The following is a 16,213-nucleotide window of genomic DNA, read 5'->3' on the forward strand; positions in this document are numbered from 1 at the left end:
AGTCTACGAACCTCCCCGGCCCGAGTGCGCTGGCTGGCAGAATGGGGTGGTGGAATCCAGCGCCGATCCGGCTCCCGTGGCATTCTCCGGCTCCCGGCTCGGCTGGCGGGACCTCCCGCGTGCCGTCCGGGCCCGGATCGCCGAGCTCGCCGGCGCAGAGGTGATCGCCGAGACAAGCGCGACGAGCGGCTTCAGCCCGGGCTTCGCGGCGGTCCTGGAGCTCGGCAACGGCCACGAGATCTTCGTCAAGGCCGTCTCGGCCGAGCAGAACCCCGTCTCCCCCGAGCTCGCCCGCCGCGAGATCACGGTCGCCACGGCCCTGCCCCCCGAGGTTCCGGCGCCCGCCCTGCTCTGGTCGGACGACGACGGCACCTGGGTCCTGCTCGGCTTCGAGGCGGTGCACGGGCGCTCGCCCGAGCAGCCGTGGCGGGCGCCCGACGTCGCGCGGGTGCTCGCGGCGCTCGGGGACCTCGCCGCCGCCCGGCCGGTGGACCCGCACGGGCTGCAGCCGATCGCCGTCGCGCTCGCCGACGACTTCCGGGGCTGGCGCACGATCTCCGCGGCCGCCCACTCCACGCAGGTGGACGAGACCGGCCGCCGCGGCGAGCGCGGCGCCTGGGTCCTCGAGCACGTCGACGACCTCGCGGCGTGGGAGTCCGCCTGGCCGGAGGCCGCGCTCGGGACCGCGCTCGTACACGGCGACCTGCGCGCCGACAACGTCCTGCTGGACGGCGACCGGACCTGGCTCGTGGACTGGCCGCACGCGACCATCGGCGCGCCGTGGCTCGACCTGGCCTTCATGCTGCCGAGCGTCGAGATGCAGGGCGGCGGCGACGCCGACGCGCTGTTCTGGGCCCAGCCGGTGTCCGCCGGCCTCGACCCCGCGGCGCTGCGCGCGGTCCTCGCGGCCCTCGCGGGCTACTTCGCGCACAGCTCCCTGCAGCCGTCGCCGCTCGGCATCCCGAATCTGCGCCGGTTCCAGGGCGCTCAGGCTGAGGTCACCCTCGACTGGATCCGTCGCCTGCCTGCCTGAGCCGACTTGACCAGGTACATCGCCGCGTCGGCCGCCGCGACGAGCGACGCGGCGTCGTCGCCCGGACCGGCGCAGACCGAACCCGTGCTCGCGCGGCACTGCAGCGCGACCTCACCGATCGTGATCGGGTCGTCGAGCACCCGGCCCAGGCGCGCGGCCAGGCGGTCCACCTGGCCCGCCGGGCACTCCTGGACGACGACGAACTCGTCGCCGCCCACGCGCGCGATCGCGTCCGCACCGCGGATGCTCCGATGCAGGCGCTGCCCGACCTCCTCGAGCACGCCGTCGCCGACGGCGTGCCCGTGCCGGTCGTTGATCTCCTTGAACCCGTCGAGGTCGAGGTAGGAGACGACGAGCTGCTGGCCGTCGCGGCGGGTCCGAGCGAGGGCACTCGTGAGGAGCTCGTCGAGCAGGCGCCGGTTCGCCAGCCCGGTGAGCGCATCGCGGAGCGCCAGGTCGCGGTAGAGCGCCTCGCTCGCCGCGAGCCGCTGCTCGACCTCTCGCCGGTCTGTGACGTCGCGCCCGACCGCGAGCACCTCGGCGCCACCGGGCCGCGGCAGGTAGAGATCCGTCCACTCGATCCACCGGTCGCCCGACAGCTCGACGTTGTTCGTCAGGAGCGGCGCCTCGGGGGCCATCCGGGCGACCTGGCGCACGAGGCTGTCGAGCTCGATGGTCGTAAGCACGGTGTCCATCGTCCGGCCGACCAGCTCGAGCGCGTCGCCGCCGACCGCGGAGGCCCAGGCCTTGTTGCAGTACACGAGCACCAGGTCGTCCACTCGGTAGCGCGAGATCCGCTCCGTGAGCAGGTCGAGGACCTCGACCAGCGGCGCGGCGGCCGGCGCCGGCGCGTCGGCGCCGCGTCGGTCCGTCCGCGCGGCGAGCTCGGCCAAGGCTGCCGGCTGAACGGAGCCTCCTGACGGCACAGCGCCTGCTGGCAGCACGGAGCAGCCGTCCCGCGACGGTCCCTGGCTCATGTACGGCTCCTCAGTGAGGTGTTTTCCTTCTCATCGGTCGCGGCGGCCCGAGACTTCGCGATTTCCTCAGGTGAAATCAGCCCTCGAGACGACGCAACTCCGCTGTGACCTGCGGGAGGACCTGGAAGAGGTCGCCCACGATGCCGAAGTCCGCGATCTCGAAGATCGGCGACTCCGGGTCGGAGTTGATGGCCACGATCGTGCCGGCGGCCTGCATGCCGCCGCGGTGGTGGACCGCCCCGGAGACGCCCGCGCCGATGTACAGCCGCGGGGCGACCGTCACCCCGGTCTGCCCGATCTGCGCCTCGTGCGCGATCCAGCCCTCGTCCGTCGCCACCCGTGTCGCGCCGACGGCGCCCCCGAGCACGTCGGCCAGCTCCTCGAGCGGCCCGAAGTCGCCGTTCGTGCCGCGCCCGCCGGCGACGACGACCTGCGCCTCGCTGAGGTCCGGCCGGCCCGACGTCGGCCGCTCGGTGCGCTGCTCGAGCGTCACCGCGCGAGCGTGCGCGCTCACCACCGGGCTCACGAGCACGACCTCCGGGGACGTCGGGGCCGGCGCGGCCTCGGCCGGGACGGAGTTGGCCTTGAGCGCGACGACCGCGAGCGGCGTCGTGATCGCGCAGCGGGTGGTCCAGCTCCCCGCGAAGACGGTCTTGTCCGCGACGACCCGGCCGTCGTCGATCGCGAGGCCGCCCGCGTCGACCACGACGCCGGCACCGGTGAGCACGCCGACCCGCGCGGCGACCTCCTTGTTCTCGAACGTCGAGGTGAGCAGCAGCAGGCTCGACTCGTGGGCGATCGCGAGCTCGGCAAGGACCTCGGCGACGACGGGCGTCAGGTGCGCGTCCGCCGCGGCCTCGCCGGCCGGGCCGAGGGTGACGCGGTAGACCCGCTCGACGCCGGCCTCCCCGAGCGTCGCGCGGACGTTCTCGAGCCCGCCGCCGAACCAGACCCCGTGCACCGGCGCGCCCAGCGCGCGGGCGGCCGTGAGAAGCTCCAGCACGGGCGGGCGCAGCCGACCCTCGTGCTGGTCGAGCAGGACGAGCGCGGGGACGGTCGCGGTCTCGGTCATCGCTGGCTCCTTGAGGTCACGAGCTTGTTCTCGATCAGGTACGCGGCGAGCGTGACGCCCGCGGTCCCGTCGTCGGTCAGGAGCACGCGCTGCTCCCGGGCCGGGCGGGCGGCCGCGGCGAGCACCTCGGTCCGGGCCCCGGCCGCGCCGACGACGGCCTCGTCGACGCCGAGGTCCGCGAGCGAGCGGACCGTCACGGGCTTCTTGCGCGCCGCCATGATCGACTTGAAGTTGGGGTAGCGCGGCGCGTTCGCCTGGTCGGTCACGCTGACCAGGGCGGGCAGCGGCGCGCTGAGGATCTCGGTCGCGCTGTCGAGCTCACGCCGCACCCGCACGACGGAGTCGGCGATCGAGACCTCCGCGGCCAGGGTGAGCTGGGCAAGGTCGAGCTCGGCCGCGAGCGCGGCAGGCAGCATCGACGTCATGCCGTCGAGCGCGGCCATGCCGGTCACGACGAGGTCGACCGGCCCCTGCTCGGCGAGCTCGCGGATCGCCGCGGCGAGCACCGCGACGGTGCCGAACACGTCGGAACCCGCGACCGCGTCGTCGAGCACGTGCACGGCACTGTCGGCGCCCATCTGCAGGGCGCGGCGCGCCGCGTCCTCCGCGTCGTCCGGCCCGACGGTCAGGGCGATCACCTCGCCGGTCCCGCCCGCCTCGACGTGCGCCTCGAGGAGGCTGACGGCCGCCTCGACGGCGTTCTCGTCGAGCTCGTTGAGCGTGCCGTCGCCGCCGTCGCGCACCACGCGACCGTCGGGGTCGAGGCTCCGGTCGGACTGGATGTCCGGGACGTGCTTCACGCAAACCACGATTTTCATGCTGGTGCGATCCCTCCAGGCGCGGCCACGCCGACGGGCGCTGACCTCTCGGCTGGCCGATCCGGACTCGGCCCGACCACCGGAGGAAGGCTACCCGTACCCCCGCGCCCGGACTTCACCCGGTCCGCCGGCGGTGATCGCCGCGCCCGTGTCCGCGGGGCCCTGGCCGTGCGGAACAATGTTCTGGGTGAACGCCCCAGTGTCGCCCCCCAGAGCCATCCGGATCCCGCCGTTCGGAGCGCGGCTGACGGCCGACGGCATCGACGTCGCGGTGCTCGCCTCGCACGCCACGGGCGTCGAGGTCTGCCTGCTCGACCTCGACCCGAGCGAGCCGACCGGCTGGCGCGAGCGCCGGGTGGCGCTCGCCGGGCCGAGCTACGGCGTCTGGCACGCCCACGTGCCCGGCGTCCGGGCGGGGCAGCACTACGGCTTCCGGGCCCACGGCGACTGGGATCCCGCGAGCGGCCTGCGGCACAACCCCGCCAAGCTCCTGGTGGACCCGTACGCGCGGGGCCTGGTCGGCGACCTGTCGTACGGCCCCGAGACCTACGGCCACGTCGTCGCCGCCGGTGGCGTGGGCGACGCGTGGGGCCCGGCCGACCCGCGCGACTCCCGCGCGCACGTGCCGCACTCCGTCGTCGTCGACACGAGCTACGGCGGCTCGCCCGTGACCCACCCGGAGATCCCGTGGCGGGACACGGTCGTCTACGAGGCCCACGTGCGGGGCCTGACCCAGGCGCTCCCCGGCGTCCCGGCGGAGCTGCGCGGCACGTACGCCGGGCTCGCGCACCCGGCGACGGTCAGCCACCTGCTCTCGCTGGGCGTCACGACGCTCGAGCTGCTCCCCATCCAGGCGTTCACCTCGGAGCCGCACCTGATCGACAAGCACCTCACGAACTACTGGGGCTACAACACCCTCGGGTTCTTCGCCCCGCATGCGGCCTACGCGACCGAGGCCTCCCGCCTCGGCGGCCCCGGCGCGGTGCTCGCCGAGGTCAAGGGCTCCGTGCAGCTGTTGCACGAGGCGGGCATCGAGGTCGTCCTCGACGTCGTGTACAACCACACCTGCGAAGGCGGCGACGGCGGCCAGCAGCTGTCCTGGAGAGGCCTCGACAACGCGGTGTACTACCTGCACGACGGCGGCACTCCCGCGCGCTTCGCCGACGTCACCGGCTGCGGGAACTCCCTCGACTTCCGCCGCCCGCGGGTCATCCAGCTCGCCCTCGACTCGCTGCGCTACTGGGCCCAGGAGGTCGGGGTGGACGGCTTCCGGTTCGACCTCGCCGTGACGCTCGGGCGCGGCGTGACCGGGTTCGATCCCGACCACCCGTTCCTCGTGGCGCTGCAGACGGATCCGACGCTGGCGGGCCTCAAGCTGATCGCCGAGCCGTGGGACCTCGGCCCGGGGGGCTGGCGCACCGGGGCGTTCCCGCCGCCCTTCGCCGAGTGGAACGACCGCTACCGCAACGCGATCCGCTCGTTCTGGCTCTCCGACCCCGGGCAGGCCGCGCACGGCCGGGCCGGGCACGGCGTCGCCGAGCTCGCCACCCGGCTCGCCGGCTCGGTCGACCTGTTCGGCCACAGCGACCCGGCGCTGATGCGCGGGCCCGTCGCGTCGATGAACTTCGTCACCTCCCACGACGGCTTCACGATGGCCGACCTGGTCGCGTACGAGCACAAGCACAACGGGGCGAACGGCGAGGACGGCCGCGACGGCACCGACGACAACCGGTCGTGGGACCACGGCGTCGAGGGGCCGGTGCCGGCCGGCTCGGTCGGGATGGAGATCGTGCCCCTGCGCCGGCGCTCGATCCGCAACCTCATGGCCACCCTGCTGCTGTCGGCCGGGACGCCGATGATCAGCGCGGGCGACGAGATCGGCCGGACGCAGCACGGCAACAACAACGCGTACTGCCAGGACAACGAGATCTCCTGGCTCGACTGGGACGTCACCGGCTGGCGGCACGACCTCCTGGCGACGACGCGGTACCTGCTGCTGCTGCGGCGCGAGAACCCCGCGCTGCGCCCGGGCGCGTTCTTCCGCGGCGCCCCGCTGGTCGCTGGCGAGCGCGCCGACCTCGCCTGGTACGACGTCGGGGGCAAGCCACTCGACCACGACCGCTGGCACGACCCCGCCGTGCGCACCCTGCAGATGCTGCGCAGCGTCCCCGCCGACGCCGCGGGCCCGGCGCAGAGTGCGGTGCTCGTCGTCATCAACGGCGCGCTGGACGTGGTCGACGTCGCCCTGGCCGACGACCGGCCCACCGAGTGGGAGCTCGCCTGGGACAGCACGTGGGAGGAGCCGGGCGAGCGGGCGGCCGCGGCGATCGGCGGCGGGCTGCACGCCGCGTCGGGCGCGATCGCCTCCCTCGAGGCGCTCTCGCTCCGGGTCTACCTCGCCCGCTGAACGGCATCGCCCGCTAACCGCTGCGCGCGGGCGCACTGGCGGCCTACGCTGCCGCCATGCCAGCGCCGGAACTGCCCGCCACCACCGACGTCGTCGTCATCGGGGCGGGTCTCGCCGGCCTCGTCGCGACGGCCGAGCTGACCCGCGCGGGGCATCGGGTCGTGCTCCTCGAGCAGGAGCCCGCGGCGAGCCTGGGCGGCCAGGCCTGGTGGTCCTTCGGGGGTCTGTTCCTGGTCGACTCCCCCGAGCAGCGCCGCCTCGGCATCAGGGACAGCGCCGACCTCGCCCTGGCGGACTGGCTGGGCTCGGCCGACTTCGCCGCCGACGGCGCCGACGCGAACCCGCGCGCCTGGGCGGAGGGCTTCGTCGACTTCGCCGCCGGCGAGCTGCGGCCCTGGCTGCACGGGCTCGGCGTGCGCTGGTTCCCCGCGGTCCAGTGGGCCGAGCGCGGCGGCTACCTCGCGGACGGCCACGGGAACTCGGTGCCCCGGTTCCACGTCACCTGGGGCACGGGCCCGGCGATCCTTACCCCGTTCGTCGAGTCGCTGCGGCAGGCCTGGCGCGACGGCCTCGTCGAGGTCCGCTTCCGGCACCGCGTGACGGCCCTGACCACGACCGACGGACGCGTCACGGGCGTCGCGGGCGAGGTCCTCGCCGCCGACGCCGGGCTCGGGCGCGGGCAGCGGTCCTCGCGCGAGGCGGTGGGCGGCTTCGAGGTCACGGCGAGCGCCGTCGTCGTCGCCGCGGGCGGGATCGGCGCGAACCACGACCTCGTGCGGGCGACCTGGCCCGCGGAGTTCGGCGCCCTGCCCGCGCGGATGCTGTCCGGCGTGCCCGACCACGTGGACGGCGCGATGATCACGGCCGCCGCGGCCGCGGGCGGGCAGGTGCTGAATGCGGGACGCATGTGGCACTACCCGGAGGGCATCGCCAACCACGACCCCGTCTGGACGGCGCACGGGATCCGCCTCCTACCCGGCCCGACGTCGCTGTGGCTCGACGCCGACGGCCACCGGCTGCCGGCGCCGCTGTTCCCGGGGTTCGACTCCCTCGGCGCGCTGCGGCACCTCACCTCGCGCGGGCACGACCACTCGTGGTTCGTGCTGAACAAGGCGATCATGGGCACGGAGTTCGCGCTGTCCGGCTCGGAGCAGAACCCCGACCTGACCGGCAAGGACGTGCGCGCGGTCCTGCAGCGGGCGCTGCCCGGGGCGGTCGGGCCCGTCGAGAGGTTCGCCGAGCTCTCGAGCGAGTTCGTGTGGGCGAACACCCCGGCGGACCTCGCGGCGGGGATGAACGCCCTGACCGACAGCGACGGGCACAGCGACGAGCGCGACGGGCACAGCGACGAGCGCAACGAGCGCAGCGACGAGCGCAATGGGCACAGCGGCCGGATCGACGGCGCCGAGCTGGCGCGGACGATCGCGGCGCGCGATCGCCAGGTCGCCACCGGGCTCGGCAAGGACCTGCAGGTCACGGCGACGGCCATGGCGCGCCGCTATGTCGTCGACCGCCTGATCCGGGTCGCGCCGCCCGCAGCGATGCTCGACCCGAAGGACGGCCCGCTCCTGGCGGTGCGGCTGTCCGTGCTGACGCGCAAGACCCTCGGCGGCCTGCACACCAACCCGACCGGCCAGGTGCTGCGCCCCGACGGGTCGCCGCTCGCGGGGGTGTGGGCGGCCGGCGAGGCGGCCGGGTTCGGCGGCGGCGGCATGCACGGCCACCGCGCGCTTGAGGGCACGTTCCTGGGCGGCTGTCTGTTCTCCGGCCGGGTCGCGGGCCGCGCCGTGGCGGCCGCGCTGCGCGCGTAGGGCGAGCGGCCGCAGAACCGGCGACGTCCGCACCCCGTGGGTTCACCACGGGATGCGGACGTCGTTTGGTGCGGGTGCTTCAGGTCGGGCGCCGTCAGGTCGCGTTGGCGACCAGGCCGAGCTCGGCGATCGACGCCAGGCGCGCGTGCTTGGGCACGATGCGCACGGTGTAGCCAAACGGTCCCGACGCGGCAAGCTTGACGTCGCCGCCGAACGCGTGCCGACCGCCCTCGTACGCCTCGTCGTGCGCGAGCGGCAGGGTGCCGAAGGTCGACAGGTCGTCGGCCTCCGTGACACGCCCGTGCACGACCTGCACCTCGACGTCCGACGGCGAGAGCGCGCCGAGCGACACGTACGCCCGCACGTGCAGCTCGTCGCCTACCTGCGGGACCTCGCCGACGCCGGACTCGATGTGGTCGACCCGGACGTTCGGCCACTCGGAGCGGACCGTCGCCTTCCACGCGGCGAGCTCGCGCGCCCCCGCGAACGTGTCGGCGCCGAGCTCGCGCCCCGCGACGGCGGCCGGCGCGTACAGGTGCTGCACGTAGTCGGCGACCATGCGCGTGGCCTGGACCTTCGGGCCGAGCGTCGCGAGCGTGTGTCGGATCATCTCGAGCCAGGTGACGGGCAGCCCGCGCTCGTCGCGGTCGTAGAAGCGGGCCGCGACCTGGTTCTCGATGAGGTCGTACAGCGCGGCGGCCTCGAGCGTGTCGCGCCGGTCGGCGTCCTCGACGCCGTCGGCGGTCGGGATCGCCCAGCCGTTCTCGCCGTCGAACCACTCGTCCCACCAGCCGTCGAGGATCGAGAGGTTCAGCCCGCCGTTGAGCGCCGACTTCATGCCGGAGGTACCCGACGCCTCGAGCGGGCGCAGCGGGTTGTTGAGCCAGACGTCGCAGCCCGGGTAGAGCGCCTGCGCCATGGCGATGTCGTAGTTCGGCAGGAAGACGATGCGGTTGCGGACGTCCGCCGCGTCGGTGAACCGCACGAGCTGCTGGATCAGCCGCTTGCCCTGCTCGTCCGCCGGGTGGGACTTCCCGGCGATGATCATCTGGACCGGCTTGTCCGGGTCGGTGAGCAGGGCCCGGAGCCGCTCCGGGTCGCTCAGCATGAGCGTGAGCCGCTTGTAGGTCGGCACCCGCCGTGCGAACCCGATCGTGAGCACGTCGGGCGAGAGCGCGTCGTCGACCCAGCCGAGCTCGGCCGGGCTGGCCCCGCGCTGGCGCCACGACGCCCGCAGGCGGCCGCGCGCGTTCTTCACGAGCTGGGTGCGCAATGTGTGCCGCATCGCCCAGAGCTCGGTGTCGGTGATGCCGTCGGTGCGCAGCCAGCCCGTGCCGGTCGCGACCTCCTCGGACGTGAAGCGCTCCGCGGCGAGGTCGATCAGGCGGCGGTCGACCCAGGTCGGGGCGTGCACGCCGTTCGTCACGGACGCGATCGGCACCTCGGTCTCGTCGAATCCCGGCCAGAGCTCGCTGAACATGCCGCGCGAGACCTCGCCGTGCAGCAGCGAGACGCCGTTGGCGCGGCCACCGAAGCGCAGGCCCATGATGGCCATGTTGAACATCGTCGGGTCGCCGCCGGGGTAATTCTCCGCGCCGAGCCCGAGCACCTTGTCGACGCCGATGCCGGGAGTCGAGTTGTCGCCGCCGAAGTACTGCGCGACGAGGTCGGACTCGAAGCGGTCGATGCCGGCCGGGACCGGGGTGTGCGTCGTGAACACGGTCGCGGCGCGCACTGCCTCGAGAGCCTCCTCGAACGTCAGGCCGGAGCCGGTGACGAGCTCACGGATGCGCTCGACGCCGAGGAACCCGGCGTGCCCCTCGTTGGTGTGGTAGACCTCCGGCTCGACCGCGCCGGTCAGGCGCGACCACAGCCGCACCGCGCGGACGCCGCCGACGCCCAGGAGCAGCTCCTGCTGCAGCCGGTGCTCGCCGCCGCCGCCGTACAGGCGGTCGGTCACCTTACGCGCAGCCTCGTCGTTCTCCGGGACGTTCGAGTCCAGCAGGAGCAGCGGGACGCGGCCGACGGCGGCCATCCAGACCCGCGCGTGCAGCTCGCGGCCGCTGGGCAGGCCGACCGACACGATCGCCGGGCTGCCGTCCGCCTCGCGCACCAGGCGCAGCGGCAGACCGTCGGGGTCGAGCACCGGGTAGGTCTCGACCTGCCAGCCGTCGCGGGTGAGCGACTGCTTGAAGTAGCCCGCGCCGTAGAGCAGGCCGACGCCGATGATCGGCGCGCCGAGGTCCGAGGCGCTCTTGAGGTGGTCGCCCGCGAGGATGCCGAGCCCACCGGAGTACTGCGGCAGCACCGACGTGATCCCGAACTCGGGCGAGAAGTACGCGATCGCCGCGGGCATCGACCGGCCCTGGCTCGCAACCGACTGGTACCAGCGCGGGTCGACCAGGTAATGGTGCAGGTCCTGGGCGGACGTGCGGACCTGCGCGACGAAGTCCTCGTCGGCGGCGAGGGCCGCGAGCCGCTCGGGCCCGAGCGCGCCGAGGAGTGCGACCGGATCGCCCTTGACGGTCGCCCACAGGTGCGGGTCGATCGTCTCGAACAGGTCGCGAGTGGGCGCATGCCAGGACCAGCGCAGGTTGTGCGCCAGCTCGTCTAGATCCTGGAGTGCGGCCGGCAGGAGCGTGCGGACGGTGAATCGACGGATGGCTTTCACGTGCCAGACCTTACAAGTCGAGACGCGCGTGTTGCACGCTCGTCCGTGTCGCGCTTGGCGAGACCGCCGACACGCCTCGCAACGCCCGGCCGACGCCCGGACGACACCCCGGCGCGGGCCCGCCCCCCGACGCGGCCGGAGGCAGGGCTCGATAGGTTCGGGGGGTGAACCACGCACAGCACTCCCAACCGAGGCCCGACGGAATCGGCCGCATCCCGGTGCTCGACGTCGGACCGAGCGTCCAGGAGGGCCGCTGGCCTGCGAAGGCGGTCGTCGGCGAGGCCGTTCCGGTGCGCGCGACGGTCTTCCGCGAGGGCCACGACGCCGTCGGCGCGACGGCCGTGCTCGTCGGCCCCGACGGCGTCGACCGGGCCTGTGCCCGCATGGTGGACATCGCCCCCGGCCTCGACCGGTTCGAGGCGCGGCTCGTCCCCGACGAGCCCGGCGCGTGGGGGCTGCGCGTCGAGGGCTGGTCGGACCCGTACGGCACGTGGAGCCACGACGCCGCGATCAAGGTGGCGGCCGGCATCGACGTCGAGCTCATGTTCGCCGAGGGCATCCTCGTCCTGACCCGGGCCGCCGCGCTCGAGGGCCTTCCTGACCTCGCCTGCCAGGCGTTCGCGGACGCGATCACGGCGCTGCGCGACACGGCCCGGCCGGCCGACGTCCGGCTCGCCGCCGCGCTCGCCGCGCCCGTGCGGTCCGCCCTGGCGGCGCACCCGCTGCGCGACTTCGTGTCGCCGTCGCGCACCTACCCGCTCACCGTGGACCGCCCGCTCGCGCTCGCGGGCGCCTGGTACGAGATGTTCCCGCGCTCCGAGGGCGCCGTCTTCGACCCCGAGCTCAAGCAGTGGCGCTCCGGCACGTTCGCGACGGCCGCACGCCGGCTGCCCGCCATCGCGGCGATGGGCTTCGACGTGCTCTACCTCACGCCGATCCACCCGATCGGCACGACGTACCGCAAGGGCCGCAACAACTCCCTGACCACGGCCCCGGGCGACCCCGGGTCGCCCTACGCGATCGGCTCGGCCGACGGCGGGCACGACGCGATCCACCCCGAGCTCGGCACGTTCGACGACTTCGACGACTTCGTCGGCGCAGCCCGGGACAACGGCCTCGAGATCGCGATCGACCTCGCGCTGCAGTGCTCGCCCGACCATCCCTGGGTCACGGAGCACCCGGAGTGGTTCACGACCCGCGCGGACGGCACGATCGCGTACGCCGAGAACCCGCCGAAGAAGTACCAGGACATCTACCCGGTCAACTTCGACAACGACCCCGCGGGGATCTACGCCGAGGTGCGCCGCGTCGTGCAGGTGTGGATCGACCACGGCGTCACGGCCTTCCGGGTCGACAACCCGCACACCAAGCCGCTCGAGTTCTGGGAGTGGCTCCTGGCCGACGTGCGCGCGGCGCACCCTGACGTGCTCTTCCTCGCCGAGGCGTTCACCCGTCCCGCGATGATGGCGACCCTGGCCCGGATCGGGTTCCACCAGTCGTACACGTACTTCACCTGGCGCACGACGAAGGTCGAGCTCGAGGAGTACCTCACCGAGGTCTCGGGCGAGGACGGGTCCTTCATGCGCCCGAGCTTCTGGCCGACGACGCACGACATCCTGCCGCCGTACCTGCAGACGGGTGGCGTCGCGGGGTTCGCGATCCGCGCCGTGCTCGCCGCAACAGGCTCGCCGACGTGGGGCATCTACTCCGGCTACGAGCTCGTCGAGAACGTCCCGCGCCCCGGCGTCGAGGAGCAGATCGACAACGAGAAGTACGAGTTCAAGCCGCGCGACTGGGCCCGCGCCGACACGATCGGGATCTCGACCCTCCTGACGCGCCTGAACGAGCTGCGCCGCGCGCACCCCGCGTTGCAGCAGCTGCGCGACCTGCAGGTGCACCCGACGTCCGACGACGGCCTGCTCTGCTTCTCGAAGCACGTCGCGGCCGAGCAGTCGCCGACGGGCCACGCCGACACGGTCATCGTCGTCGTGAACCTCGACCCGCACGCACCCCACGAAGGGGTGATTTCTCTCGATCTCGAGGCGCTGGGCCTGCCTGCGGACGGATCCGCCGGCGGCGCGCTCTTCGCGGCGCACGATGAGCTCTCCGGAGCCACCTACGCTTGGGGGGATCGACCGTTCGTCCGACTTGATCCGCACGTGCAGTGCGCCCACCTGATCCACGTGAGGACCCCGTGACGTCTCCTGCCGCCGCTCAGCCTGGCTCGATCCCCCAGCCGGAGACCGGCCAGCTCGCGCTCGGCGCGCTGCCCGCGCGACGCCAGCCCGCGGTCCCGCCCATCACGACCCCCGGCCTGTCCGACGACCCGAACTGGTACAAGACCGCGGTGTTCTACGAGGTCATGGTCCGCGCGTTCTCGGACTCCTCGGGGGCGGGCACGGGCGACATCCGCGGCCTGATCGACCGGCTCGACTACCTGCAGTGGCTCGGCGTCGACTGCCTGTGGCTGCCGCCGTTCTTCCCGTCGCCGCTGCGCGACGGCGGGTACGACATCTCGGACTTCACCGCGATCGCGCCGCAGTTCGGCACCACCGCCGACTTCGCGGAGCTGATCGAGCAGGCGCACGCCCGCGGCATCCGGCTCGTGCTCGACCTCGTGATGAACCACACGAGCGACGCGCACCCGTGGTTCCAGGCCTCGCGGGCCGACCCCGAGGGCCCGTACGGGGACTTCTACGTCTGGAGCGACGTGACCACGAAGTACGAGGATGCGCGCATCATCTTCGTCGACACCGAGACGTCCAACTGGACCTTCGACCCCGTCCGGCGGCAGTTCTTCTGGCACCGCTTCTTCAGCCACCAGCCGGACCTCAACTTCGAGAACCCGCGGGTGGTCGAGGCGATGACCGACGTCGCGCGGTTCTGGCTGCGCCTCGGCGTCGACGGCTTCCGGCTCGACGCGGTGCCGTACCTGTTCGAGGCCGAGGGGACCAACTGCGAGAACCTGCCCGAGACCCACCTGTTCCTGCGGGACCTGCGCCGGGTCATCGACACCGAGTTCCCCGGCCGGATCATGCTCGCCGAGGCGAACCAGTGGCCCGAGGACGTCGTCGGCTACTTCGGCACGGACGACGAGCCCGAGTGCCACATGTGCTTCCACTTCCCGGTGATGCCCCGCATCTACTACGCGATCAAGGATCAGCGCTCGACGCAGATCCTGGACATCCTCGCCGACACACCGCAGATCCCGCTCAGCGGGCAGTGGAGCACGTTCCTGCGCAACCACGACGAGCTCACGCTCGAGATGGTCTCTACCGAGGAACGCGCCTCGATGTATGGCTGGTTCGCGCCCGACCCCCGGATGCGCGCCAACGTCGGCATCCGCCGGCGCCTCGCGCCGCTGCTCGACAACTCGCGCAAGGAGATCGAGCTCGCGCACGCGCTGCTGCTGTCCCTGCCCGGCAGCCCGTGCCTGTACTACGGCGACGAGATCGGCATGGGAGACAACATCTGGCTGCCCGACCGCGACGCGGTGCGCACCCCGATGCAGTGGACCCCGGACCGCAACTCCGGCTTCTCGACCGCCGACCCGGGCAAGCTCTACCTGCCGGTGATCCAGTCCCTGGTCCACCACTTCACGAATACGAACGTCGAGACCCAGCTCGCGCAGCCCACGTCGCTGCTGCACTGGGTGCACGGCATGCTCTCCGTCCGGCGCCAGCACCCCGCGCTCGGCATGGGCGACTTCACGCCGGTCGTGTGCGACAACCCGTCGGTACTCGCTTTCGTGCGCAGCACGCCGGGCGAGACCGTGCTGTGCATCGCCAACCTCGCCTCGACGGCGCGGTCGGCGAACCTCGAGCTGCCCGCGTGGGCGGACGCCGAGGTCTCGGACGTGTTCGGCGGCGCGCCGTTCCCGACCGTCGGAGCGTCCGGGCGCGTCGTGATCACGCTCGGCTCGCGCGACTTCTACTGGCTGCTGCTGACCCCGCGCGGCGAGTGACCCACCCGCACCCCGAGCGATTCGGAGCCTGCCCATGACCACCCCCGCCCATCAACCGGCGCAGCCGGCATCCGTGAGCGACGCCGAGCTGCTCGCGGTCCTGCGCGACTGGCTGCCCGAGCGCCGCTGGTTCCCGGCGAAGGACGGCGACGCGGAGATCACCTCGGCGGGGGCGTTGACCCTCGTCGACCCCCGCGGCGAGGCGGAGATCCGCATCCTGCTGGTCCGCGTCGTCTCGCCGACCGTCGACGTCGTGCTGCAGGTGCCGCTGTCGCTGCACCGCGGCCGGAACCGGGCGTCCGGCGCCGGCTGGATCGCGACGATCGGCACGCCGCCGGTCGACGTGCGCGACGGCGTCGGCGACCCCGCGTTCCTGCGGGCGTGGCTCGAGGCGGCGAGCGGGCCCGGCTCGGCACCCGCCGACCTCGACGTCGACCTCGACAAGGCCCATGTCATCACGGGCGAGCAGTCCAACACCTCCGTGATCCTGCCGGGCGCCGACGGCGACGCGCGGGGCGGCGCGATCCTGAAGATCTTCCGGGCGCTGACCCCGGGCGACAACCCCGACGTCGACGTCCCCCGCCGGCTCGCGGCCGACGGCTGGTGGCACGTGCCGCGCCCGCTCGGCTGGCTCGAGGGGTCGTGGTCCGAGGACGGCGCGCCCGCGGCCGGGCACCTCGCGGTGCTGAGCGAGTTCGTGACGCAGGCCGCCGACGGCTTCGAGCTCGCGTGCGACCTCGCCGGCAGGGGCGAGTCGTTCGCCGACCTCGCGGCCGACCTGGGCGCGGTGGTCGCGAGCATGCACCGCGCGCTCGCGGCCGCCATCCCGGTCGCACAGACGCCGGCCGACGCCGCCGCGACGGAGCTCGCCGCCTCGCTGGCCGCGCGCTTCCGGTGGGCCCGCGGCGCCGTGCCCGGGCTCGACGCCTGGGCGCCGGCCGTCGCCGCGCGCGTCGCGCACCTGGCGGCCCGCACGGACCTGCCCAACCGCCAGCGCGTGCACGGCGACCTGCACCTCGGGCAGGCGCTCCGCGCCCGCGGGGAATGGTTCATCACCGACTTCGAGGGCGAGCCGCTCAGCACGGTGGCCGACCGCACCCGCCCCGACCTCGCGCTGCGGGACATCGCCGGCGTGCTGCGCTCGATCGACTACGCGGCCGCCGTCAGCGGCGGCACGCCCGACTGGATCGAGACCGCGCGCGCGAGCCTGCTGGCCGGGTACGCGACGTCGTCGGGCACCACGGCCGACGCCGAGCTGCTCGAGGTGCTCGAGCTCGACAAGGCGCTCTACGAGGCGGTCTACGAGGCGCGCAACCGGCCGCAGTGGACCCACATCCCCGCGGCCGCGCTGACTCGGCTGCTCGGCCCCGGTACCGCCTGACCTGCACCGGCGGGGGCAAGATTCCGGCCCCCGCCCGCATGTCCGGGTCGAGAAGTGCGCGCCCACGCCATCGGCGTGG

At 73.6% G+C, this 16,213-nt stretch carries 10 protein-coding genes; 6 read left to right on the top strand and 4 right to left on the bottom strand.

Features of this window, described 5'->3' with window-relative positions:
- The first annotated feature begins 49 nt into the window (after positions 1-49).
- On the top strand, positions 50-1,033 hold the full coding sequence (locus J4E96_RS15475; protein WP_227422964.1) for a phosphotransferase family protein: 984 nt from the start codon (positions 50-52) through the stop codon (positions 1,031-1,033).
- Here J4E96_RS15475 and J4E96_RS15480 read toward each other — a convergent pair.
- The 3 genes from J4E96_RS15480 to J4E96_RS15490 form a co-directional block, all read right to left on the bottom strand.
- Entirely contained in the window at positions 988-2,010 is a 1,023-nt protein-coding gene (locus tag J4E96_RS15480; RefSeq protein ID WP_227422965.1) for a sensor domain-containing diguanylate cyclase, read from the bottom strand. The two genes, J4E96_RS15475 and J4E96_RS15480, sit on opposite strands and share 46 nt — an antisense overlap.
- A gap of 76 nt (positions 2,011-2,086) precedes the next feature.
- Positions 2,087-3,082 carry an electron transfer flavoprotein subunit alpha/FixB family protein gene (locus J4E96_RS15485; RefSeq protein ID WP_227422966.1) on the bottom strand — a complete coding sequence of 332 codons (996 nt, stop codon included), beginning with the start codon at positions 3,080-3,082 and terminating at the stop codon, positions 2,087-2,089.
- On the bottom strand, positions 3,079-3,900 hold the full coding sequence (locus tag J4E96_RS15490) for an electron transfer flavoprotein subunit beta/FixA family protein (RefSeq protein WP_227422967.1): 822 nt from the start codon (positions 3,898-3,900) through the stop codon (positions 3,079-3,081). The genes J4E96_RS15485 and J4E96_RS15490 overlap by 4 nt, the downstream gene beginning before the upstream one ends.
- A 178-nt stretch (positions 3,901-4,078) precedes the next feature.
- Between J4E96_RS15490 and glgX the strand changes: the two genes are divergently transcribed.
- Together glgX and J4E96_RS15500 are read left to right on the top strand one after the other, a co-directional pair.
- Entirely contained in the window at positions 4,079-6,307 is a 2,229-nt protein-coding gene (gene glgX, locus J4E96_RS15495; protein WP_406619948.1) for a glycogen debranching protein GlgX, read from the top strand.
- Positions 6,308-6,363: 56 nt separating this feature from the next.
- A complete protein-coding gene (locus J4E96_RS15500) occupies positions 6,364-8,118 on the top strand; it encodes an FAD-binding dehydrogenase (protein WP_227422969.1) in 1,755 nt (584 codons plus the stop codon).
- A 94-nt stretch (positions 8,119-8,212) separates the two neighbouring features.
- On the opposite strand, the gene glgP is transcribed toward J4E96_RS15500, so the two are convergent.
- Entirely contained in the window at positions 8,213-10,789 is a 2,577-nt protein-coding gene (gene glgP / locus J4E96_RS15505; RefSeq protein WP_227422970.1) for an alpha-glucan family phosphorylase, read from the bottom strand.
- Positions 10,790-10,953: 164 nt separating this feature from the next.
- Between glgP and J4E96_RS15510 the strand changes: the two genes are divergently transcribed.
- The 3 genes from J4E96_RS15510 to J4E96_RS15520 are packed head-to-tail and all read left to right on the top strand — an operon-like array spanning position 10,954 to position 16,134.
- Positions 10,954-12,987, top strand: a complete 2,034-nt coding sequence (locus tag J4E96_RS15510) for an alpha-1,4-glucan--maltose-1-phosphate maltosyltransferase (protein ID WP_227422971.1) — start codon at positions 10,954-10,956, stop codon at positions 12,985-12,987.
- A complete protein-coding gene (gene treS, locus J4E96_RS15515) occupies positions 12,984-14,753 on the top strand; it encodes a maltose alpha-D-glucosyltransferase (RefSeq protein ID WP_227422972.1) in 1,770 nt (589 codons plus the stop codon). Before J4E96_RS15510 ends, treS begins: the two co-directional genes overlap by 4 nt.
- 34 nt (positions 14,754-14,787) lie before the next feature.
- Positions 14,788-16,134 (top strand): maltokinase N-terminal cap-like domain-containing protein, encoded by a 1,347-nt coding sequence (locus J4E96_RS15520; RefSeq protein WP_227422973.1) that lies wholly within the window; start codon positions 14,788-14,790, stop codon positions 16,132-16,134.
- Positions 16,135-16,213 lie beyond the last annotated feature (79 nt).

This window comes from Pengzhenrongella sicca, from assembly GCF_017569225.1.
Lineage (GTDB): Bacteria > Actinomycetota > Actinomycetes > Actinomycetales > Cellulomonadaceae > Pengzhenrongella > Pengzhenrongella sicca.